The sequence below is a fragment of the Stenotrophomonas sp. 2694 genome, from assembly GCF_040548715.1.
GTDB classification, from domain to species: Bacteria; Pseudomonadota; Gammaproteobacteria; order Xanthomonadales; family Xanthomonadaceae; genus Stenotrophomonas; species Stenotrophomonas indicatrix.
Genome location: NZ_JBEPSG010000013.1, coordinates 74,329 through 95,494 on the forward strand (window position 1 = coordinate 74,329; position 21,166 = coordinate 95,494).

Sequence of the window (21,166 nt, forward strand, 5' to 3'; positions counted from 1 at the left end):
TCGGTAATGGCTGAACGGCGGTCAGGCGTGGACCTGCAGCCATTGCAGCGCAGCGGCGGCGGTATGGAAGGAACCGAATACCAGCACCCGGTCGCCGCGCTCGGCGCGGGCCAGCACCTGCGCCATCGCCTGTTCGACCGTGCCGGCCAGCGCCGCAGTGGCTGCCGCGGTATCTGCCAGCCGTGCCTGCAGTTCCGCCGCACTCTGCCCACGCGCGCCATCCAGCCCGGCCAGGGTCCAGTCGCTCACCACCTCCTGCAGGGCCTGCACCACGCCCACGGCGTCCTTGTCCTGCAGCGCGGCGTATACCGCCAGGGTGCGCCCGGGGGATGCCTCGGCCTTCAGCGCGCGCGCCAGCTGGCCGGCTGCCTGCGGGTTGTGGCCGACATCGACGCGAACCTGCACGCCATCGCGCTCGAACGCCTGCAGGCGCCCGGCGATGCGCGCCGCTGCCACGCCTGCGGCCCATGCCGCGCGCGGCACCGGCCTGTCCAGCGCGCGCAGCGCCGCGATCGCCGCACCGGCGTTGGCCAGCTGGATCGGCCCGGCCAGCGTCGGCGTCGGCAGCTCCAGGCGGGTGCCGACATCGCGCCAGCGCCAACGCTGCGCGTCGATCGGTTCGTAGAAATAGTCGCTGCCGCCGCGGATCGCATTGGCACCCACCAGGTAGGCGCGCGCCAGCACGCTCGACGGCGGATCGGTCTCGCCCAGGATCACCGGCTTCCAGCCGCGGATGATGCCGGCCTTCTCGGCACCGATGGCCTCGCGGTCCTCGCCCAGCCATTCGGCGTGATCGATGTCCACGGTGGTGATCACCGCCACGTCGGCGTCGACGATGTTGACCGCATCCAGGCGGCCACCGAGGCCCACTTCCAGCACGGCCAGATCAAGATCGGCATCGGCGAACAACTGCAGCGCGGCCAGCGTTCCGTACTCGAAGTAGGTCAGCGTCACATCACCGCGCGCTGCCTCGACCGTGTTGAACGCGGCCACCAGTGCGGCGTCATCGACATCCTGGCCATCGATGCGCACGCGCTCGTTGTAGCGCAGCAGGTGCGGCGAGGTGTACGCGCCGACCTTCCAGCCCGCAGCACGCGCGATGGCCTCGATGAAGGCGACGGTGGAACCCTTGCCGTTGGTACCACCGACCACGATGGTGTGCCTGGCCGGCGTGCCCAGGCCCATCGCGGTGGCCACGGTGCGCACGCGCTCCAGTCCCATGTCGATGCTGGCTGGATGCTGGCGTTCAATGTAGTCCAGCCATTCGGCCAGAGTGGTCGGGGTGTTCTTCACGGCAAGGCTTCCAACAGGTGCAGGTGGTTCAGGGCAGAAGATTCAGAGTGCGCGGTGCTTGGCTTCACCGAAGAACGGCGTGTGGTGGGCGCAGTCGTTCAGGCGCACCACTTCCAGGCTGTCCAGGTCGGCGCCTTCAAGCAGGTTGAGCGTGGTCGGTGCCTGGCGGAAGGTCCACAGCCGCGACAACGGCAGGCCCAGCACCTTGCACAGGATCACCCGGTTGACTGCATCGTGGGCGACCACCAGCAGGGTGTCGTGTTCGCCAAGGCCTTCGGCGGCGCGGGCCAGGCCGCGCCAGCTGCGCTCCAGCACCAGGCGCAGCGATTCGCCACCGGGCATCAGCACGGTGTCCGGTTCATTGCGCCACGCCTGCAGGCGCGACGGGTCTTTTTCGTTGATTTCGCTGGCCAGCAGGCCTTCCCACTCACCGTGGGCGATTTCCTGCAGCTCCGGCTCGGTCAGCAGCATGTCGGCGCGTGCAGCACCCAGGGCCAGTTGCGCGGTGCGTTGGGCGCGTGACAGCGGCGAGGCCACCGCGCGGGTGATGTCCACCGAAGCCAGGCGGGCGCCAAGCGCCTGGGCCTGGGCCTCACCGATGGGCGAAAGCGGGATGTCGATCTGGCCCTGGTAGCGGCCTTCGGCGTTCCACGGCGTTTCGCCGTGACGGGCAAGCAGGATGCGCATGCGAACAAGGGGTCCTTGGGGGAGGAGTTCCGGCGCATTGTTCACATCCTGTGAAGTGCGCGGAACAGGGATGATACCTGTTCGGCGGACCCGGCCGGTCGGGGCATGAAAAAACCCCGCGACAGACGTCGCGGGGTTTCAGAAACTCCGGCTATCTGGTCGAGGTTGCCGGCCAGCGGCCGGCACTACCGCAACCGGTTTATTTCGCCAGGTTCAGTTCCTTCAGCAGCTGCGGCGCCGGCGCCACTTCCTGCATGATCCACTGCATATAGCGGCTGTCGACGGCGATCATGCGGGTCATCACCGGGTCGAACACCCAGTTGGAACTGACCGATTCCCAGTTGCCGTCGAAGGCCAGGCCGACCAGCTTGCCGTTGGCATCGAGCACCGGCGAACCGGAGTTGCCGCCGGTGATGTCCAGGTTGGACAGGAAGTTCACCGGTACCGAACCGATCCGCTTGTCTTCCAGACCGCCGTAACGCTTGGCCTTGACCGCATCGAGCAGGGCCTTCGGCGAGTCGAACGGATCCTCACCGGTTTCCTTCGCCGCCACACCTTCCAGGGTGGTGAACGGGGTGTACTTCACGCCGTCCTTGCCATAGCCCATCACGTTGCCGAAGGTGATGCGCAGCGACAGGTTGGCATCGGGATAGACGAACTCGCCCTGGCTCTTCTTGTAGTCGGCCACGGCCTGCAGGTACAGCGGACGAGCGGTCAGCGATTCGCCCTCGCGGATCTTCTTCTGCTCTTCCTGCTTCAGCAGCGCCGGCATGACGGCCACCGCGTACTGGATGGCCGGATCATTGCTGGCTTCAAACGCAGCGCGATCGGCCTTGAACCACTTCAGGCGGTGGTCCAGGCTGCCCAGTCCGGTGCCGCCCAGCTTGGTCACCAGCGACTTCACCGCAGTGGCATCGCTGCCGGCCAACCACGTGTTCAGCACCTCGTTGTCGCGCTGGGCGGCCGGCAGGGCCACGTACTGGTCCAGCCAGTAGGTCTGCAGCTGCTGGTCCATCTTCGCCACGTAGCGGCGATCCATCTGCTTCAGGCTGCCCTCGATGGTGGTCAGGTCGCGGTCCTGGTAACCCGCTTCGCGCTCGGCATCGGGCTTGCTGCGCTCGATCGACAGGCGGTACAGGGTGATCGCCGCGCCCACTGCAGAGGTGTTGTTGAACTGGCCGACGAACAGGTCGCGCTCGCGCGTCGACTTGCTGGTATCCAGGTGCTGCAGCAGCTGCGCGTGCGCAGCCAGTGCCGGCTTGCCGGCAGCGCCCTGCTTCTTCAGCCAGGCCAGCACCGCCGCTTCTTCGGCCTGCTTCTGGCCGGCGGCATCGATGCGCTTGAAGCCTTCCAGCTGGCCCAGGTAGTTCTTGGCCACGTTGTTCATGCTGGCTGCGGTGGCGGCGTACTTCACCTTGACGTCGGCGTCGGCCTTGCCGGCGTCGGCGATCATCTTCAGCACCGCGTTGTAGTGGCGGGCGATGGTCGGGTAGGTGAAGCTGGCGGTCTCGTTGAACTCGCCGGCCAGCGCGTAGCGGTTGGTGCGGCCCGGGTAGCCGGCCACCATCACGAAGTCGTCGGCGCCCAGCGGCGTATCGGCGAACTTCAGGAAGTGCTTGGGCTGGTAGGGCACGTTGTCGGCCGAGAACGCGGCCGGCTTGCCATCCTTGCCGACGTAGGCACGGTAGAACGAGAAATCACCGGTGTGGCGCGGCCACATCCAGTTGTCGACGTCACCGCCGAACTTGCCGACGCTGCCCGGAGGTGCATAGACCAGGCGCACGTCCTTGATTTCCAGGTTGCGGAACAGGCGGTAGGTGTTGCCGCCGGAGAACGAGTACAGGCGGCAGCGGAAGCCGGCATCGGCTTCACACGCGGCGACCTGGGCCTTGTCGAAAGCGTCCAGCGCACGGCTGCGGGCCAGCGGGTCCTTGCCGGCGCCAGCGATGGCCGCCTTGGCCTGGGCGGTGACGTCGGTGATCTGGTCGAGCACGAACACGCGGGCGTTCGGGCCGGCACTCAGTTCATCGCTGAGCTTGGGCGCGTTGAAGCCGTCCTTGATCAGGTTCTTCTGTGCGGTCGAGTTCAGCTGGATCGCACCATAGGCACAGTGGTGGTTGGTGACCACCAGGCCCTGCGGGGAGACGAAGCTGGCGGTGCAGCCGCCCAGCGCGACCACCGCGCCCATCGGGTCGCCGGTCAGGTTGGCCAGCTGTTCCGGGGACAGCTTGAGGCCGGCCTTCTGCAGCGGGCCGGCGATTTCCGGCAGCTGCTGCGGCACCCACATGCCTTCAGCGGCATGGGCGACCTGGACCAGCCCAAGGCTGGCGACGACGGAGAATGCAAGCAGGTTCGAGCGCATGGAGCGGCCCCTGGTAGTGGAACCCTCGATTGTAGCCCGCCGCCCTGCCCCGGCCCGAACCCCGGAAGTCATGGCCCCCGGCCCGCCGGGCATGGCCCGGCGCCACCCGCACGATCTGCCGGTAGCGCCGGGCCATGCCCGGCGAACGCAGTGGCGCTGTTCGAAACGCCCGCCTGCGCACAGCTTTCGTTCCACCGCTGCGCCCGCAGCGCAGCATGGGAATTCCGCGTGGCGCCCTATAATCCGCGCTTTCCCCCTGATGAGTTCCACCCCGATGGCGCAGCAAACGATGAAGGCCCTGGTCAAGCGCGAAGCGGCCAAGGGCATCTGGATGGAAGAGGTTCCGGTGCCGACTCCGGGCCCCAACCAGGTCCTGATCAAGCTGGAAAAGACCGCGATCTGCGGCACCGACCTGCATATCTACCTGTGGGACGAATGGAGCCAGCGCACGATCAAGCCGGGCCTGACCATCGGCCATGAGTTCGTCGGCCGCATCGCAGAGATCGGCCCGGGCGTAACCGGCTACGAGATCGGCCAGCGCGTGTCGGCCGAAGGCCACATCGTCTGCGGCCACTGCCGCAACTGCCGCGGCGGTCGTCCGCACCTGTGCCCGAACACCGTCGGCATCGGCGTCAACGTCAACGGTGCGTTCGCCGAATACATGGTGATGCCGGCCAGCAACCTGTGGCCGATCCCCGACCAGATCCCCTCCGAGCTGGCCGCCTTCTTCGACCCGTACGGCAATGCCGCGCACTGCGCGCTGGAATTCAACGTCATCGGCGAAGACGTGCTGATCACCGGCGCCGGCCCGATCGGCATCATCGCGGCGGGCATCTGCAAGCACATCGGTGCACGCAACGTGGTGGTGACCGACGTCAACGACTTCCGCCTGAAGCTGGCCGCCGACATGGGCGCCACCCGCGTGGTCAACGTCGCCAACACGTCGCTGAAGGACGTGATGAAGGAACTGCACATGGAGGGCTTCGACGTGGGCCTGGAAATGAGCGGCAACCCGCGCGCGTTCAACGACATGCTCGACTGCATGTACCACGGCGGCAAGATCGCCATGCTCGGCATCATGCCCAAGGGCGCCGGCTGCGACTGGGACAAGATCATCTTCAAGGGCCTGACCGTGCAGGGCATCTACGGCCGCAAGATGTACGAGACCTGGTACAAGATGACCCAGCTGGTGCTGTCCGGCTTCCCGCTCGGCAAGGTGATGACCCACCAGCTGCCGATCGACGACTTCCAGAAGGGCTTCGACCTGATGGAAGAAGGCAAGGCCGGCAAGGTGGTCCTCAGCTGGAATTGACCCTTCGGGTCAATTCCCCCGCAGGTTTCCTTATCCCCGCGCCGTCGGCGCGCCCCCTTGAACAACAAGGGGGCTCTCCCCCAGATGGGATCAAGAACGCTGCGGAATCGAAAAAGGCGCCCATTGGGCGCCTTTTTCGTGAAGCGTGCCAGGCAAGCCAGGCACTACCGTAACGCCTGCGGCGTTACTTGCCTACGGCCACGCTCAGCATCACCCGGCTGTGGGCCAGCTTGCCGGAGTTGTCGCGGCCGTTGCCATCGGTGCCGTAGTAACCCAGGCCGACATTGAACAGGCCGAACTGGCGGGCGACGCCGACGTTCCAGTCGGTGTAGTCCTTGGCGATACCGTCCTCGAAGGTGCTGCGGCCGACGTTGGCGTTGAGCGTGAAGTCCTTCGGCAGGCCCCAGCTGCCACCCAGGCCGAAGTACCAGCCGTCGGTGCTGCTGTTCCACACATCGTTGCTGTAGGCCACCGTCAGCTTGTAGGTGTCGTCCAGCGTGGTGGTGGTGATCAGCTCGTTGTAGTTCTGGTGGCTGGCCTTGAGGTAGGTGTAACGGTTCAACAGCACGTCGAAGTTGACGCGCTCGGTCACGTCCACGCCGTAGCCGATAAGGTAGTCGACCTCGGTATTCGGATCGCCCGGACCGAAGTCCACGCCCGAACCCCAGACACCGGCATACAGGCCAACCGGGCTGGTGTAGGTGAAGCCGGCCTGCAGGGTCGGATCCTCATCGGTCTGCGACACACCACGGAACAGGTAGTCCGAGACGGCGGTGACGTTCCAGCTGTACGGAGATTCGTTGTCCTGGGCGCTGGCGGCGAACGGCGCGAGGGTCAGGGCGGCGGCAATGGCGAGGCAGGCACGGGCGTGCTTCATGAGCGTCTCCGGTGGGGTCGGTGGCGTGGAAGGCGGGGATCTGCAGCGGGCGCAGCAACCGGAGCCAGACAGCCCCGGTTCACGAATTTTTAACCCGTTTGCTATTGCGATGCAACATGTGCCGGCCATGGCGGTGCCCCATCCGGCCCGGTCCGCAGCCGTCGATGCCCGGTAGAATCAGCGGTTTCCCCGTGCTGAGCCGTGCCCACGCCATGACCGACTCCTCCGCCCTGACCCGCCACTATGCTGAGGAACTGGACGCCATCCGCGCCCAGGGCCTGTTCAAGTCCGAGCGGATCATCACCAGCCCGCAGTCCGCCGAGATCACCCTGGAAGACGGCCGCAAGGTGCTGAACTTCTGTGCCAACAACTACCTCGGCCTGGCCGACCATCCTGACCTGATCCAGGCCGCGAAGGACGCGCTGGACAGCCACGGTTTCGGCATGGCATCGGTGCGCTTCATCTGCGGCACCCAGGACCTGCACAAGCAGCTGGAGAAGCAGATCGCCGACTTCTTCGGCAAGCAGGACACCATCCTGTACGCGGCCTGCTTCGACGCCAACGGCGGCCTGTTCGAACCGCTGCTGGGCGAGAACGACGCGATCATTTCCGATGCACTGAACCATGCCTCGATCATCGACGGCGTGCGCCTGTGCAAGGCCAAGCGCTTCCGCTACGCCAACTGCGACATGGCCGATCTGGAAGCGCAGCTGCAGGCCGCCGATGCGGCCGGCTGCAAGACCAAGCTGATCACCACCGACGGCGTGTTCTCGATGGACGGCTTCATCGCGCCGCTGGACGAAATCACCGCGCTGGCGAAGAAGTACAACGCGCTGGTCCACATCGACGAATGCCATGCCACCGGCTTCCTCGGCGCGACGGGCCGCGGCTCGGCCGAGGTCAAGGGCGTGCTGGAGAAGATCGACATCATCACCGGCACCCTGGGCAAGGCCATGGGCGGCGCGCTGGGTGGCTTCACCTGCGCCAGCGCCGAAGTGATCGAGCTGCTGCGCCAGCGCTCGCGCCCGTACCTGTTCTCCAACTCGCTGCCGCCGCACGTGGTCGCCGCCGGCATCAAGGCGTTCGAGATGCTGGCCGCGGCCGATGACCTGCGCAGCACCCTGGCCGCCAACACCACCTACTTCCGCGAGAAGATGACCGCTGCCGGCTTCGACGTGAAGCCCGGCGTGCATCCGATCAGCCCGGTGATGCTGTACGACGCACCGCTGGCGCAGAAATTCGCCGAGCGGCTGCTGGAAGAAGGCATCTATGCAATCGGCTTCTTCTTCCCGGTGGTGCCCAAGGGCCAGGCCCGCATCCGCACCCAGATCAGCGCCGCGCACAGCCGCGAGCACCTGGACCGCGCGATCGATGCATTCACCCGCATCGGTGTCGAGCTGGGCGTGATCAAGGGCTGATCACCCACGGATAACGCCGGGCCATGCCCGGCGGTTTCCCGATAGCCGCGCCATGCGCTCACCGGGCACGGCCCGGCGCTACCCATCAGGACGTGCCGACCAAGGTCGGCACCTGCCAGGCCTTACTTCTTCTTTTTCTTCTTGTCCTTGGGCTCGTCCTTGCTGGCGACCACCACCGGCTTGGCCACAGCGTCCTGCCCGTTGCCCTTGGCAACGCGGATGCCATTGGCTTTCATCCAGGCATCGAACTGGTCGGCGGTCATCTTCTGGTCGCCGTTGCTCATCATGAAGCGATAGCTGCCGCGGCCATCCAGCTCCGGGGTCTTCACTTCAACCACCGGGGTTTCGGCGGGGCGATCGGCCTTGGCCGTCTTCTTGTGGCCGCCGCAGGCCGTCAACAGCACGATCGGCAACAACAGGCTGGCGCAGCGCAGGGTTTGCTTGAGGGTCGGGTGATACATGACAGGCTCCGTTCTGGACATTCGACAACCAGGCGCCCCCTACGCCTGGAACGGTGGCCGGCAAGCGCCGGCCGTGGGCATCACTCAGCCCGGTGCAGCGGCCCCCAGCCGCTGCTGGTCGCTGACCTCCAGCGCCCGCCACTGGCCCTTGCCGAGATCGCCGAGCGTGAGCTCTCCGATCGCAACGCGGACCAGGCGCAGCACCTGCAGGTCGAAGGCCGCCAGCAGGCGACGGATATGGCGGTTGCGGCCCTCGTCGAGGACCACCTCCAGCCAGGCGGTCTTGTCACCGCTGCGCAGCACGCGCACGGCCAGGGCAAGCAGGAACTCGCCCTCGTCTTCGACACCGGCGCGCAGCGCGGCCAGGGTGTCCTCGTCGGGCAGGCGATCGACCTGCACGTGGTAGGTCTTGTGCGGGCCGGTCTGCGGATCAGTCAGGCGCGCAGCCCACTGCGGATCATTGCTGAACAGCAACAGGCCTTCACTGGCCTTGTCCAGGCGACCGACCGGCGCGATCCACGGCAGGCCGGCACCATCGAAGCAGCGGTACACGGTGTCGCGGCCACGCTCATCCTGCACGGTGGTGACCACCCCGCGCGGTTTGTTGAGCATCAGGTACAGACGTTGCGGTGCGCCCATCGGCTGGCCGTCGACCTCGATCGGTGGCGCCGGGCTGGCAATCGGGAATTCCGGATCACGGACGATGCGCCCGGCGACACGAACGCGGCCATCAGCGATCCAGCGCGCGGCCTCGCTGCGCGAGCACACACCCGCCTTGGACAGCACGCGCGCCAGGCCATGGCGCACGCCAGCGGAAACCGCAGGGGGATTCGCACGCCCACGCGCAGCGTGGGAGCGGGCAGCGGGGGCGGCAGGTGGGCGGCGCGTGCGCAAGCCTCTGCTCCCCGCCGCGCTTACTTCTTGTCGACCGGCTTGGTCTCAGCCGGCACTTCGGCTGCGGCCGGGGTGGCTGCCGGAACCGGACGCGCCTTGACCACGCGTACGCCGCGCGCCTTCATCCAGGCGTCGAACTCTTCGGCGGTCATGCGCTTGCCGTTCTGGCTCATGTCAAAGCGCCACGGCGTGTTGTCGAACTCGGTCTGCGGCTTGTACGCGGCCGGATCATTCGGCTTCACCGCCGGCGCGCTCGGAATCGCCTTGGCGATGTTCTGGCAGCCATCGATGCGCAAGCGCTGCAGCACCTGGTCCAGCGACTGCGACGGATCGTAGCTGCTGCCCAGCACGCCGCTGGACATGCCCAGCTGGCTGCTGCGGATGTACAGCTCGTCGGCCACCGGGGCGACGGCCGTGGCCGGCAACGGCAGCGGCGAAGCGCTGGTGTTGACCGAGCAATCGACCGCAGCGTGAGCAGCAGGAACCAGGGCCAGCGCCAGAACGGCAGCCGATGCAGAGCGCAGCATGAGGGCATCCACGAAAGGAAGTGACGCGGCGAGTTTAGCAATGCCGCGTCATCTTTCAAGCGCCACTTTCAATGAATACGGCAACTCATTGGTTTAATAAGCAAATTGCCGACGAACGGTCACCATTCCAGCGCTGATTCATCATTGCGGACCGCACAAACAACAAGACCCGGCCGAAGCCGGGTCCTGCTGTGTCTTACTGGCAGAGCGTCAGAACTTAGTTCTGGACGTTCAGCTCGGTACGACGGTTCTTGGCGCGACCTTCCGGATTGTCCGAACCATCCGGGTTGGTGTTCGGCGCAATCGGACGGCTCTCGCCGTAGCCGATCGGACCGGCCAGACGGCCAGCGTCGACGCCGTTCTTGGTCAGGTAGTTGTACACCGCGGTAGCACGACGCTCCGACAGCTTCTGGTTGTAAGCGTCGGTACCCTTCGAGTCGGTGTGACCGGCAACTTCAACGCGCAGATCCGGGTAACGCTTCAGGATCTCGGTGGCTTCGCTCAGGATGGCCACAGCGTCCGGACGCAGGTTCGACTTGTCGAAGTCGAAGTTCACGCCCTTCAGGTCGATCGAGACCGGCACCGGGCAACCGTCCGGACCGATGGTCTGACCCGGCTGCGAGTTCGGGCACTTGTCGTCGCAGTTGTTGACGCCGTCACCGTCGTCATCCAGGTCGGCGCAGCTCGGGGCAACCGGAGCCGGAGCCGGAGCAGCAGCCACCGGGGCCGGGCCCAGCGGGATCACGACGCCGACCGAAGCCAGCACGTCGCCGAACCAGCTTTCGTCGCGCGCGGCGATGCTCTGGTCGTCGAAGTCAGCGCGGTAGGCCACTTCGGCGCGGACAGCAACGCGCTTGTCGAAGGTGGTCTGCAGGCCGACGCCGAGCTTGGCAGCCAGGTTGCCGTCCTTGCGCTCACGCGGACCGTTGGTGTCCAGAGCCGGGTACTCTTCTTCCGACTTCTGGTAGCCCAGGCCGCCCACGATGTAGGGGTTCCAGCCGCGGCCTTCCTTGATGAAGTGGCGACGCAGATCGAACGACACGCCGTACTGCGACCAGTTCTGATCCTGGTTGGCGTCGAAGTTCGGGTTCTGGTAGTTCAGCTCACCATCCAGCGACCAGTTCGGGCTGATGAACTTGCCCAGACCCAGGGTCACGAACGGAGCGTCGTTGGTCAGGCGGTCGTTGTCCTGGAAGTTGAAGCCGGCCGAACCGGTCAGGTACCAGCGGTCATCGAACTCCTGCGCCGACGCAGCCTGGGCGAAAGCCAGACCGCCCAGCAGCGCGGCAGTAAGGATCTTCTTGTTCATTGAGTACAGCTCCTATTTCGGGGGTATGAAACCGGTAGAGGCATGGGCCAGCACTACTGCGTCGATGTTCAGACAGCCGATTCAGCACGCCACCGCCGCGAACATTATGCTCAGGCGGGTGAAGGTCATGTTAACAGTCCCGTAACATGTGAAGCGCCGCGCACGACCGGCCACCGGTCCGACGTTGAAACCCTATACAGGATGATGAAAATCCGCAAGACCCACGCACCACAAGGGTTTGGAAGGGTTTAACGGCCAGATGCGTCAGATTTGGCGCGGGTCATCCCAAAGCGGTTCAGCGCGCGCCCATCGAGGTGAGGAACCTTATGATGCAGACAGGAACCGAGCTGGAGCTGCAATGAAAGCCGTCGCCCTGTGCCGTGACTCCGCCCCTGCCCTGCGCGACCTGGTGTTGCCACCGCCGCAGCCGCCGCGTGGCCGTGACCTGCTGATCCGTGTCGAAGCACTTTCCGTCAATCCCGTCGACGGGAAGCTGCGCGCAGCCACGCCGGCCGCGTCGCTGGATACCCCGCGCATTCTCGGCTGGGACGCGGCAGGGGTGGTCGAAGCGATGGGCGAGGAGGCCAGCCTGTTCGCCTCCGGTGACGAGGTCTACTACGCAGGAGATGTCACCCGCCCTGGCTGCAATGCGCAGTATCAGCTGGTGGATGAGCGGCTGGTGGCACGCAAACCGACCACCCTCGATTTCGCCGAAGCGGCCGCGCTGCCACTGACCACCCTTACTGCCTGGGAACTGCTGTTCCAGCGCATGCCCCTGCAGCTAGATGATCGCCGCCACGCCGGCCAGCGCCTGCTGGTGATCGGCGGTGCCGGCGGCGTCGGCTCGATGGCGATCCAGCTGGCCCACCACGCGGGGTTTGAGGTCATTGCCACCGCCTCGCGTGAAGCCTCGATCGACTGGTGCCGGCGGATGGGCGCCCAGCATGTCATCGACCATCGCCAGCCCCTGTTGCCGCAGCTGCAGGCGCTTGGCGTCGACGAAGTGCAGGTGGCACTCAACCTGGCCGACACCGATCACTACTGGGACGAACTGGGCCAGCTGCTGGCACCACAGGGACATGTAGGCCTGATCGTGGAACCCCGCGGCCCGCTGCGCATCGGCGATCCCTACAAGGCCAAGTGCATCGGCATCCATTGGGAATTCATGTTCGCCCGCGCGCGCTTTGCCACCGCCGACCGCATTGAGCAGCACCGCATCCTCAACCGCGCCGCCAGCATGATCGACGCGGGCCAGTTGCGCGGCACGCTGAGCGAAGTGCTGGGCCCGATCAATGCGGCCAACCTGGATGCCGCGCATCAGCGTCTGGCCGGCGGCCGCACCATCGGCAAGCTGGCGCTGGCCGGCTGGGACGACTGATTCACCACCCACAGCCTGTCGCAGTGGATTGGCCGGCATCTGTATCTATTGAACGGCCTGTTTCGGGGATAGGGTGGAAACAGATCCCCCTCCCCCGAGCCCGTCATGCCCACCGCCCTGCCCCTGCGCCTGCTGCAACTGATCATCGGTCTGTTCCTTTATGGCTTCGGCGCCTCGCTGATGGTCCGCGCCGCCATCGGTGTCGCGCCGTGGGATGTGCTGTCGCAGGGCATTGCTGCACAGACCCCGTTGTCGTTCGGCCTGGCCACCAACGTGATCGGCGCGCTGGTACTGCTGCTGTGGTGGCCGCTGCGGCAGAAGCCCGGTGTCGGTACCGTGCTCAACGTGATGCTGATCGGCCCTTCGGCCCAGTTCGGACTGTGGCTGCTGCCCCCGGCCGTCGGTCTCGGCTGGCAGGTGGCGATGTTCTGCGCCGGCATGCTGCTGGTGGCGCTGGCCACCGGCCTGTACATCGGCGCCAAGCTCGGCCCTGGCCCGCGCGATGGCCTGATGACCGGACTGCACGCGCGCACCGGCTGGCCAATCTGGAAGGTGCGCAGCCTGATCGAAGGCAGCGTGCTGCTGCTGGGGTGGTGGCTGGGCGGCAATGTCGGCGTCGGCACGCTCGCCTTCGCGTTGCTGATCGGACCGTTGTGCGGGGTCACGCTTGGCTGGTTCGGGATCGGCCGCACACCGGTAGTGCCGGCCGCTGGCCGGCAACCGCAATCGCCCTGAGCTGACCGGTAGGCCGGGCATGGCCCGGCGCCACCGAGCGAGGCAGCCCTTGCCCCGGGCGCCGTTTCGCGGCACCCTTCGCGCTTCCGTACGCAAGCGTATCGACATGTCGCCAGCCAACGAAAGCGCCTACCCCCACCTGTTCGCCCCGCTGGACCTGGGCTTCACCCAGCTGCGCAACCGGGTGCTGATGGGCTCGATGCACACCGGCCTGGAGGACCGCGCGCGCGACTTCCCGCGCCTGGCCGCCTACTTCGCAGAGCGCGCCGAAGGTGGCGTCGGCCTGATCGTCACTGGTGGTTTCGCGCCGAACGTGGTCGGCTGGCTCAAGCCGTTCGGCGGCAAGCTGTCCTGGCCTTGGGAAGTGCGCCCGCACCGGCAGCTGACCGCCGCCGCGCACCAGCACGGCGCGAAGATCTGCCTGCAGCTGCTGCATGCCGGGCGCTACGCCTATCACCCGCTGTCGGTAGCGCCGTCGAAGCTGAAGGCGCCGATCAATCCGTTCACCCCGCGCGCCTTGTCGGCCAGCGGCGTCGAGCGGCACATCGCCGACTATGCACGCAGCGCGAAGCTGGCCCGCGAAGCCGGCTACGACGGCGTGGAAGTGATGGGCTCGGAGGGTTACCTCATCAACGAGTTCATCGCCCCGCGCACCAACAAGCGCGATGACCGCTGGGGCGGTGATGCCGCACAGCGCATGCGCTTCGCGGTGGAGATCGTGCGCCGCATCCGCGAGGCCTGCGGCCCGGATTTCATCATCATCTACCGCCTGTCGCTGGTCGACCTGGTCGAAGACGGCAGCAACTGGGAAGAGATCGTGCAGCAGGCCCAGGCCATCGAGGCCGCCGGTGCGACGATCCTCAATTCCGGCATCGGCTGGCATGAAGCGCGCATTCCGACCATTGCCACGTCGGTACCGCGTGGCGCATTCGCCGCGGTCACCGCCAAGCTCAAGCCGCACGTGTCGTTGCCGCTGGTGGCGACCAACCGCATCAACATGCCCGAGGTCGCCGAACGCATCCTCGCCGATGGCGGTGCCGACATGGTGTCGCTGGCCCGTCCGCTGCTGGCCGACCCGCAGTGGCCGAACAAGGCCCGCGCCGGCCGCGCCGAAGCCATCAACACCTGCATCGCCTGCAACCAGGCCTGCCTGGACCACGTGTTCGAAAACAAGCTGGCCAGTTGCCTGGTCAACCCGCGTGCCGCCCACGAGACCGAGCTGGTCTACACCCCGACCACCGCACCGAAGCGGGTGGCCGTGGTCGGCGCCGGCCCGGCCGGCCTGGCCTGCGCTACGGTCGCTGCCGAACGCGGCCACCAGGTCACCCTGTTCGACGCCAGCGAGGAGATCGGTGGCCAGTTCAACGTGGCCAAGCGCATTCCCGGCAAGGAAGAGTTCCACGAGACCCTGCGCTACTTCCGCCACAAGCTGGGCGAGACAGGCGTGCAGCTGCGCCTGGGCACCCGTGCCGACGCGGCCAGCCTGGCCGGCTTCGACGAGGTCGTACTGGCCACCGGCATCCTGCCGCGCAAGGTCGACTTCCCCGGTGCCGACCACGCCAAGGTGGTCAACTACCTGGATGTGCTGCTGGGCCGGGTCGAGGTGGGTGCCAGCGCCGCCATCATCGGCGCCGGTGGCATCGGCTTCGATGTCGGCGAGTTCCTTGCCCATGACGGCCCCTCGCCATCGCTGGACCCGCAACGCTGGATGGCCGAATGGGGCGTGGATGCCACCTTCGAGGCCCGCGGTGCACTGGCCCGCCCGGCCGTGGAGGCGTCGCCGCGCAGGCTGTGGCTGCTGCAGCGCAGTGCCGGAAAGCCCGGTGCACGCCTGGGCAAGACCACCGGCTGGATCCACCGCGCCACGCTGAAGGCCAAGGGCGTGCGCATGCTGGGTGGTGTCGAGTACCTGGGCGTGGACGATGCGGGCCTGCGCATCCGCGTGGACGGCAGCGAACAGCTGCTGCCGGTCGACCACGTGGTGATCTGTGCCGGCCAGGAACCGCAGCGCGCGCTGCAGGCCGAACTGCAGGCCGCGGGCATCACCGCACACTTGATCGGTGGTGCAGATGTGGCCGCCGAACTCGATGCAAAACGTGCGATCGATCAGGGCAGCCGGCTCGCCGCCGCGCTCTGATGAACACCTGAATGGGGGCCGGAATGTGATTTCCGTCACCGGCCCCCAAGCTGAATGTCAAGCCGGACGATTCAGGATGCGTTCGGCAATCCCCCCCTACCTTGCGCCGACTTTCTGCTCACCAGCCAGTTTCCGGTGAGCCGGTGCGGACCCCGCCGATCGATCCACGATCGTGTTCTTGGGGCCGCCCACGGGGCAGCCCCGATGGCCGCCTCCCCATGACGCCAAGTCGTACCCCGCCTCCAGCAGCCTGCGCTGCCGGAACCGCCAGGTGCGTCCCACACGGAGCAAGGAGTTATATGAAACTGGCCTGGATTCTCTGGCTGTCGCAGTTGCTGCCGCAGCCGGCCGCTGATTCATTGTGTTTGAGCACCACCGTTTACCTGGAAGCCCGCGACCAGACCCTGCGTGGCCAGCAGGCGGTGGCCGAAGTCGCCCTGCGTCGCCTCGACAGTGGCCTGTGGGGCGACTCGATGTGCCAGGTGGTGACCGCGCGCAAGCAGTTCGCCCCCACCATCGTCTCCCCCGGCACCCAGCTGGGCAACGATGCGGCGTGGAGTGAGGCGATGGACGTGGCCTTCGACGCCGAGCGCAACTGGGCGCTGCCAGCCGGCGAGCGCCGCGAGATCGTGCCTGGCGCCAGCCACTTCGCTGCGCTGGCCATCGCCAGCCCGAACTGGCGCAACGCCTACCAGGTGGCCACCATCGGCGATCACACCTTCTACAAAGTGCAGAACCTCAAGCCCCGGCAGTCGTAACGATCCGTTGCCGGTGGCAGCGTTGCCGCGTGTGGCTGGGCTCTGGGATAGTGGTGGTTTCCCGCCACACCCCGCCTGGAGTTCCCATGAAGCTGTACAGCAAGCCCGGTGCCTGTTCCACCGCCGACCACATCGCCCTGCAGTGGACCGGCCAGCCGTTCGAGGTTGAACTGCTGAACAAGGACACCCTGAAGGGTCCGGAATTCCTCAAGATCAATCCGGCCGGCGTGGTACCGGCGATCGTCGATGGCGACTTCGTGCTGGTGCAGAACGCGGCGATCATGGGCTACATCGCCGACAGCTACCCGCAGGCCGGTCTCGGCGGCGATGGCAGCCCGCGCCAGCGCGCTGAAGCCACCCGCTGGCTGGCCTTCGTCAACTCCGACGTGCACCCGGCGTTCTCGCCGCTGTTCGCGCCGGGCAAGTTCATCGCCGATGAAGGCCAGTACGACGCAATCCGCGCCGCCGCGCACAAGCGCCTGCGCGCCCTGTTCGAGACCGCCGACAGGCAGCTGGCCGACAAGCCGTGGCTGGCCGGCTTCCGCAGCTTCGCCGATCCCTACTTCTACATCACCCTGCGCTGGGCGGCCGGCGCCAAGGTCGACCTGTCGGGCCTGGACAACCTGGCCGCCTACAAGGCGCGCATGGACGCCGATCCGGGCGTGCAGGCGGTGCTGAAGGCCGAAGGGCTGGCCTGATGGAACCGGGGTCGGATCCGTCTGCGCAGCAGGCGGCTCCGACCCCATTGGTGCCATCGGCGCGGTCAGCCGATTTCGCGGATCACTTCGCCCTTCGCATCGCGCAGGAACGTCGGCACCACTTCAACCTGCAACGTACTCGACACCGGGTAGGTCCCGCGTTGCGGCCGCACGCCATGCCAAGCCTGCAACGCCGCCTCATCCAGTATCCAGCGCACGTTGTCGTCCTCGACCGCGACCGCGCCATCGGTGGCCGGCATGAACTCCCATTGCCGTTCGCGGCTGACCAGCGTCAGTGCCTTGCCGTGGCGCAGGCGCAGTGGCAGCAGCTCACCCACACTGCCGACCTGCCCGGCCCCCAGCACCAGCGTGGTGATACCCGCCGTCTGCCGCCAGTCCAGCGTCTCGATGAACAACATGCCGGTACTGGATCCCTCACGCTCGCTGCCGGCCTCCACCCGCGCGGCCAGCGCCGGATCGTCCAGCAGATTGCCGCGATGCAGATCGGTGATCCACAGCGGCATCGCGTCCTCAAGCACCTGCAGGACACCGCGCGTGGACCAGCGCTTGATCGCGTCCATTTCCTCGTCGGTCAGCCCCACCACCTGCAGGAACTGCAAATGTCCATTGGCGGTGTCGCGCGGTGGCAACTGCGGATCGGCAACGAATGCCAGATGGCAGAGACGGGTGTCGGTCTCCAGCGCGATCGGGCCATTGGCGTTGAGGTGGTGGCCATCCTCGAACACATTGCCGCTGCTGAACACATAGCGCGCCAGATTCTGCAGCAGGTTCATCGGCCACGCAGGCGGCGTGCTGCCTGCATCCTCCCCCTTGTCCGCAGCCAGGCGGAACGTCAGCTCGAAACCATAGCCACTGGTAGCCGCATCACTGCTCTCTTTTGCATACAGTTCTGACAGGCCGTAGGTGACGTAGTGCCAATGCGGAACCGGTGATTCCGCCCAGTACACGCTGATGCCATCGAGCGGATCCTGGCCACCCAGCGTGTACGGCAGCGCGGTACCGAAGTGACGCGGCTCCTGGCCGGCGTACAGCGGTGCCAGCGCGGCATTGATCGCATCCCAACCGGGGGTATCGGTGTCGTCCTGCATGCGGGGCTCCTGGGCGGAAAAAGAGCGGACCACTTTACCCCGCGCGTCAGCCGGGCACGACCTCGGAAGTGACCGGTGCCATCGAGATCTGGATCTCCTGCCACCAGCGCTGGGCCAGCGCCGGGCTGCGTGCCTTGCCGATCGCGGCGATCATTTCCGGGCACAGTTTTTCCAGGGCGACCGCGTCGGTACAGCGCTCGATCTTCAACTGCATGAAGTAGCCTTTCAGGCCCAGATGGCGGCGCACGGCATCGCTCATCGCGTCGTACAACTGCTGGTACAGCGCCGGATCCTGCTCACGGCCGCTGCACAGCCCGCGCTGCGGCACAGGTTCGGCCCTGCCGCCGACCACTTCGATCAGGCCCAGTGCAGCCAGCTGCTGCAGCGCATCCGGCGGCGCGCGCAGTCCTTCGAACAAGCCGCGCAGTTCGCTTTCATCACGCTGGCCGTCAACCATCAACAGGATCGAACGCAGCGCCGCCGGCAGGCGCCGGGCACGATCTTCGATTTCCTGGCGGCCAGCGGCCGTCTTGGCATGCAGCAGTGCCATAGCTCCCCCTTCCCACGATGCGATACGCATGCGCGCCCTTGCGGGCACGCCCCCTGTTCGCCATCCCCGGGTGGCACGCGCGTTCCCCGGCGCGTGACGCGTGTTGCAGGTCGATGACAGGCGGAGCTTAGCGCATGTCCAGGCAGGCCTGGGTAGCGCCAGGCCATGCCTGGCGGCTTTTCCGCGCTTTGCGCTCGCCGGGCATGGCCCGGCGCTACCACCCCGATCAGCGTCCCAGCGCGCGGCGGATCTCTTCCAGCGCGCCCGGGTCGTCCAGCGTCGACAGGTCGCCCGGGTCGCGCTGCTCGGCCAATGCCTGCAGCGAGCGACGCAGCAGCTTGCCCGAACGGGTCTTGGGCAACGCGTTGACCACATGGATGTGCGCCGGTCGCGCCACCGCACCCAGCGAGGTGGTCACCGTGGCCATCATCTCGGCCACCACTGCGGCCGGGTCTTCGCCATCGAGCCCCTGCTTGAGGGTGACGAACACCAGCGGCACCTGCCCCTTCAATTCGTCCTTCACCCCGATCACCGCCGCCTCGGCCACGCGCGGGTGACTGGAGATGGCCTCTTCGATCTCACGCGTGCCCAGACGGTGCCCGGCCACGTTGATCACATCGTCGGTGCGGCCGAGGATGAAGGTATAGCCATCGTCATCGCGGATGGCCCAGTCCAGCGAGCTGTACAGCAGTTCCTTGAAGTGGCTGAAGTAGCTCTGCAGGAAGCGGCTGTCGTCATTCCAGACCGTGCTCATGCAGCCCGGCGGCAACGGCGGCGTCATCACCAGCACACCCTTCTGCCCGGCAGCCACCTCTTCACCGGTGTTCTCGTCGATCACCTTCATCCGGTAGCCGAGATTGGGGAAACCGGGCGAGCCGAACCGCACCGGCTTCATGTCCAGCCCAGGCAGCAGGGTCAATGCCGGCCAACCGGTTTCGGTCTGCCAGTAGTTGTCGATGATCGGCTTGCCCAGCGCGTCGCTGATCCAGTGCGCGGTCGGCTCGTCCAGCGGCTCGCCGGCCAGGAACAGATACTTCAGCGCATCCAGGTCGTGGCGGTGGATGAAGTCGGCATCGTGCTTCTTCAGCACGCGGATCGCCGTCGGCGAAGAGAACATCGTGCGCACGTTGTACTGCTCGCACAGCGCCCACCAGATGCCCGGATCGGGGTTGGTCGGCAGCCCTTCGTACAGCAGCGAGGTGCAACCGCCGATCAACGGGCCATACACGTTGTAGGAATGGCCCACGGCCCAGCCGACATCGGAGGTGGAGAACATCACCTGTCCCGGCTTGCAGTCGAACACGGTCTGCATCGACTGTGCCATCGCCACCGCATAGCCACCGACATCGCGCTGCACGCCCTTCGGCTTGCCGGTGGTGCCGGAGGTATACAGCAGGTAGCTGGGCTCGCTCGATTCCAGCCATTGCACCGGCACATCGGTCTGCCCGATCTGCGCACGCAGGGTGGCGTACTCGACGTCGCGCCCTTCGATGCGTGGCTCGGCCGGGTCCAGCCCGCGCGAAACGATCAGCACGTGCGGCGGCGGACTGCTGGCTTCGGCGCAGGCGGCATCGACCATCGCCTTGTACGGAATGAGCTTGCCGCCACGCATGCCGGCATCGGCAGCGATCAGCAGCTTCGGCTTGGCATCGTCGATGCGCAGCGCGAGGTTGTGCGCAGCGAAGCCACCGAACACCACCGAGTGCACCGCACCGATACGTGCACAGGCAAGCATGGCGAACACGGCCTCGGCCATGTTCGGCATGTAGATCACCACGCGGTCGCCGTGGCCGACGCCAAGGTGCTTCAGCACGGCGGCGAAGTCGTTCACTTCGCGATACAGCTGGCGATAGGTGATTTCGCGGGTGTTGTTGGTTTCGGTGGAGTTGGCGACCAGTGCGAGCTGGTCCGGGCGGTCGGCCAGATGCCGGTCGACGGCGTTGTAGCAGAGGTTGGTTTCACCACCCACGAACCAGCGCCGGAACGGCGGGTTGCTGTAGTCGAGCACCTGTTGCGGCGGCGTGTGCCAATGGATGCGCTTGGCTTCCTCGCCCCAGAATGCCTCCGGCTCGTCGATCGAACGGCGGTAGGTTTCCTCGTAGTTCATGACGCAGCCCTCCCAGACAAAGTCATGGCTTCGAGCATAGTCCGGCGCTGGCGCGTGGGCCGCCCTACCTTGGTAGGGGGTGTGTTGCCGGCAGGGCTGCGCCCTGCACCCGCAGAAGCAACGGCAACGGCAACGGCAACAGCAACAGTGTGCATTCCTTGGGATGGCGGGGTGGGTCCGATTGCGGCGGACGCCGTGAATACGTCCATGTAGGCTCGGTCGCGCCATCCATGGCGCTCACGCCCCCGCAACCGGACCCACCCCGCCTTCGACAAACTCTCGCCGCTGTTGGGCTGCTGTTGGTAGCTGTCGACCTTGGTCGACACGTAGATCCACGCCATGCGTGGATGCTCTTCGTTCAATTGTCGAAATATTCGATTCCGATGGATTTGATCCATCGCAAAGCGTGGATAGACCATTCGTCACCGAAGATCTGTCGAAGGCGGGGTGGGTCCGGTTGCGGGGGTGTCCGCGGCATGGATGCCGCGGCCAAGCCCCCAGGGTGAAGTGACCCCCAGGAGTTGGACACCTGATCCAACCCCGAGGGTTACATG

At 66.5% G+C, this 21,166-nt stretch carries 18 protein-coding genes; 7 read left to right on the top strand and 11 right to left on the bottom strand.

The features are described 5' to 3' along the window. Positions 1–21: 21 nt before the first annotated feature. The 3 genes from folC to ABIA73_RS15270 form a co-directional block, all read right to left on the bottom strand. A complete protein-coding gene (gene folC / locus ABIA73_RS15260) occupies positions 22–1,293 on the bottom strand; it encodes a bifunctional tetrahydrofolate synthase/dihydrofolate synthase (protein WP_025878101.1) in 1,272 nt (423 codons plus the stop codon). Positions 1,294–1,335: 42 nt separating this feature from the next. Then, positions 1,336–1,980, bottom strand: coding sequence for a histidine phosphatase family protein (locus ABIA73_RS15265; protein WP_025878100.1), 645 nt, complete (start codon positions 1,978–1,980; stop codon positions 1,336–1,338). Between the two features lie 199 nt (positions 1,981–2,179). Continuing rightward, positions 2,180–4,342 carry a S46 family peptidase gene (locus tag ABIA73_RS15270; protein ID WP_354275979.1) on the bottom strand — a complete coding sequence of 721 codons (2,163 nt, stop codon included), beginning with the start codon at positions 4,340–4,342 and terminating at the stop codon, positions 2,180–2,182. A gap of 289 nt (positions 4,343–4,631) precedes the next feature. Between ABIA73_RS15270 and tdh the strand changes: the two genes are divergently transcribed. Beyond that, positions 4,632–5,654: an L-threonine 3-dehydrogenase gene (gene tdh, locus ABIA73_RS15275; RefSeq protein ID WP_032952044.1), complete on the top strand. Its 1,023-nt coding sequence runs from the start codon at positions 4,632–4,634 to the stop codon at positions 5,652–5,654. A gap of 184 nt (positions 5,655–5,838) precedes the next feature. On the opposite strand, the gene ABIA73_RS15280 is transcribed toward tdh, so the two are convergent. Next, positions 5,839–6,531 carry a TorF family putative porin gene (locus tag ABIA73_RS15280; protein ID WP_025878097.1) on the bottom strand — a complete coding sequence of 231 codons (693 nt, stop codon included), beginning with the start codon at positions 6,529–6,531 and terminating at the stop codon, positions 5,839–5,841. Positions 6,532–6,743: 212 nt separating this feature from the next. Between ABIA73_RS15280 and kbl the strand changes: the two genes are divergently transcribed. After that, the gene (gene kbl, locus ABIA73_RS15285; RefSeq protein ID WP_059066100.1) at positions 6,744–7,949 is read left to right on the top strand and encodes a glycine C-acetyltransferase; all 1,206 of its coding nucleotides are present in this window, start codon (positions 6,744–6,746) and stop codon (positions 7,947–7,949) included. 122 nt (positions 7,950–8,071) lie between these two features. Here the strand turns inward: kbl and ABIA73_RS15290 are convergent, their stop codons facing one another. The 4 genes from ABIA73_RS15290 to ABIA73_RS15305 all read right to left on the bottom strand — a co-directional run bounded on the left by ABIA73_RS15290 (position 8,072) and on the right by ABIA73_RS15305 (position 11,140). Continuing rightward, entirely contained in the window at positions 8,072–8,410 is a 339-nt protein-coding gene (locus ABIA73_RS15290; protein ID WP_032977417.1) for a hypothetical protein, read from the bottom strand. Positions 8,411–8,494: 84 nt separating this feature from the next. Continuing rightward, positions 8,495–9,304 carry a pseudouridine synthase gene (locus ABIA73_RS15295; protein WP_025878094.1) on the bottom strand — a complete coding sequence of 270 codons (810 nt, stop codon included), beginning with the start codon at positions 9,302–9,304 and terminating at the stop codon, positions 8,495–8,497. 20 nt (positions 9,305–9,324) lie between these two features. Further along, entirely contained in the window at positions 9,325–9,831 is a 507-nt protein-coding gene (locus tag ABIA73_RS15300) for a hypothetical protein (protein ID WP_025878093.1), read from the bottom strand. A gap of 217 nt (positions 9,832–10,048) precedes the next feature. Continuing rightward, positions 10,049–11,140, bottom strand: coding sequence for an OmpA family protein (locus tag ABIA73_RS15305; RefSeq protein ID WP_025878092.1), 1,092 nt, complete (start codon positions 11,138–11,140; stop codon positions 10,049–10,051). Positions 11,141–11,498: 358 nt separating this feature from the next. On the opposite strand from ABIA73_RS15305, the gene ABIA73_RS15310 reads away from it, so the two are divergent. From ABIA73_RS15310 to ABIA73_RS15330, 5 genes are all read left to right on the top strand, one after another. Then, positions 11,499–12,518, top strand: coding sequence for a zinc-binding alcohol dehydrogenase family protein (locus tag ABIA73_RS15310; protein ID WP_025878091.1), 1,020 nt, complete (start codon positions 11,499–11,501; stop codon positions 12,516–12,518). Between the two features lie 105 nt (positions 12,519–12,623). Next, positions 12,624–13,253, top strand: a complete 630-nt coding sequence (gene yczE, locus ABIA73_RS15315) for a membrane protein YczE (RefSeq protein WP_354275980.1) — start codon at positions 12,624–12,626, stop codon at positions 13,251–13,253. A gap of 106 nt (positions 13,254–13,359) precedes the next feature. After that, the gene (locus ABIA73_RS15320) at positions 13,360–15,390 is read left to right on the top strand and encodes an NADPH-dependent 2,4-dienoyl-CoA reductase (protein ID WP_218788773.1); all 2,031 of its coding nucleotides are present in this window, start codon (positions 13,360–13,362) and stop codon (positions 15,388–15,390) included. Positions 15,391–15,689: 299 nt separating this feature from the next. Further along, positions 15,690–16,148 (top strand): cell wall hydrolase, encoded by a 459-nt coding sequence (locus ABIA73_RS15325; protein WP_025878087.1) that lies wholly within the window; start codon positions 15,690–15,692, stop codon positions 16,146–16,148. 86 nt (positions 16,149–16,234) lie between these two features. Then, on the top strand, positions 16,235–16,846 hold the full coding sequence (locus ABIA73_RS15330) for a glutathione S-transferase N-terminal domain-containing protein (protein WP_354275981.1): 612 nt from the start codon (positions 16,235–16,237) through the stop codon (positions 16,844–16,846). Between the two features lie 65 nt (positions 16,847–16,911). On the opposite strand, the gene ABIA73_RS15335 is transcribed toward ABIA73_RS15330, so the two are convergent. The 3 genes from ABIA73_RS15335 to prpE form a co-directional block, all read right to left on the bottom strand. Continuing rightward, positions 16,912–17,955: a suppressor of fused domain protein gene (locus tag ABIA73_RS15335; protein ID WP_025878085.1), complete on the bottom strand. Its 1,044-nt coding sequence runs from the start codon at positions 17,953–17,955 to the stop codon at positions 16,912–16,914. 46 nt (positions 17,956–18,001) lie between these two features. Further along, on the bottom strand, positions 18,002–18,505 hold the full coding sequence (locus ABIA73_RS15340) for a hypothetical protein (protein ID WP_088101150.1): 504 nt from the start codon (positions 18,503–18,505) through the stop codon (positions 18,002–18,004). Positions 18,506–18,731: 226 nt separating this feature from the next. Further along, a complete protein-coding gene (gene prpE / locus ABIA73_RS15345) occupies positions 18,732–20,612 on the bottom strand; it encodes a propionate--CoA ligase (RefSeq protein ID WP_354275982.1) in 1,881 nt (626 codons plus the stop codon). Between the last annotated feature and the right edge of the window lie 554 nt (positions 20,613–21,166).

What these genes read in the sequence shown, in the direction of transcription:
- ABIA73_RS15265 (WP_025878100.1), bottom strand. Translation starts at nt 1,980, where the DNA reads ATGCGCATCCTGCTTGCCCGTCACGGCGAAACGCCGTGGAACGCCGAA.
- ABIA73_RS15270 (WP_354275979.1), bottom strand. Translation starts at nt 4,342, where the DNA reads ATGCGCTCGAACCTGCTTGCATTCTCCGTCGTCGCCAGCCTTGGGCTG.
- tdh (WP_032952044.1), top strand. Translation starts at nt 4,632, where the DNA reads ATGAAGGCCCTGGTCAAGCGCGAAGCGGCCAAGGGCATCTGGATGGAA.
- ABIA73_RS15280 (WP_025878097.1), bottom strand. Translation starts at nt 6,531, where the DNA reads ATGAAGCACGCCCGTGCCTGCCTCGCCATTGCCGCCGCCCTGACCCTC.
- kbl (WP_059066100.1), top strand. Translation starts at nt 6,744, where the DNA reads ATGACCGACTCCTCCGCCCTGACCCGCCACTATGCTGAGGAACTGGAC.
- ABIA73_RS15290 (WP_032977417.1), bottom strand. Translation starts at nt 8,410, where the DNA reads ATGTATCACCCGACCCTCAAGCAAACCCTGCGCTGCGCCAGCCTGTTG.
- ABIA73_RS15300 (WP_025878093.1), bottom strand. Translation starts at nt 9,831, where the DNA reads ATGCTGCGCTCTGCATCGGCTGCCGTTCTGGCGCTGGCCCTGGTTCCT.
- ABIA73_RS15305 (WP_025878092.1), bottom strand. Translation starts at nt 11,140, where the DNA reads ATGAACAAGAAGATCCTTACTGCCGCGCTGCTGGGCGGTCTGGCTTTC.
- ABIA73_RS15310 (WP_025878091.1), top strand. Translation starts at nt 11,499, where the DNA reads ATGAAAGCCGTCGCCCTGTGCCGTGACTCCGCCCCTGCCCTGCGCGAC.
- yczE (WP_354275980.1), top strand. Translation starts at nt 12,624, where the DNA reads ATGCCCACCGCCCTGCCCCTGCGCCTGCTGCAACTGATCATCGGTCTG.
- ABIA73_RS15320 (WP_218788773.1), top strand. Translation starts at nt 13,360, where the DNA reads ATGTCGCCAGCCAACGAAAGCGCCTACCCCCACCTGTTCGCCCCGCTG.
- ABIA73_RS15325 (WP_025878087.1), top strand. Translation starts at nt 15,690, where the DNA reads ATGAAACTGGCCTGGATTCTCTGGCTGTCGCAGTTGCTGCCGCAGCCG.
- ABIA73_RS15330 (WP_354275981.1), top strand. Translation starts at nt 16,235, where the DNA reads ATGAAGCTGTACAGCAAGCCCGGTGCCTGTTCCACCGCCGACCACATC.
- ABIA73_RS15335 (WP_025878085.1), bottom strand. Translation starts at nt 17,955, where the DNA reads ATGCAGGACGACACCGATACCCCCGGTTGGGATGCGATCAATGCCGCG.
- ABIA73_RS15340 (WP_088101150.1), bottom strand. Translation starts at nt 18,505, where the DNA reads ATGGCACTGCTGCATGCCAAGACGGCCGCTGGCCGCCAGGAAATCGAA.
- prpE (WP_354275982.1), bottom strand. Translation starts at nt 20,612, where the DNA reads ATGAACTACGAGGAAACCTACCGCCGTTCGATCGACGAGCCGGAGGCA.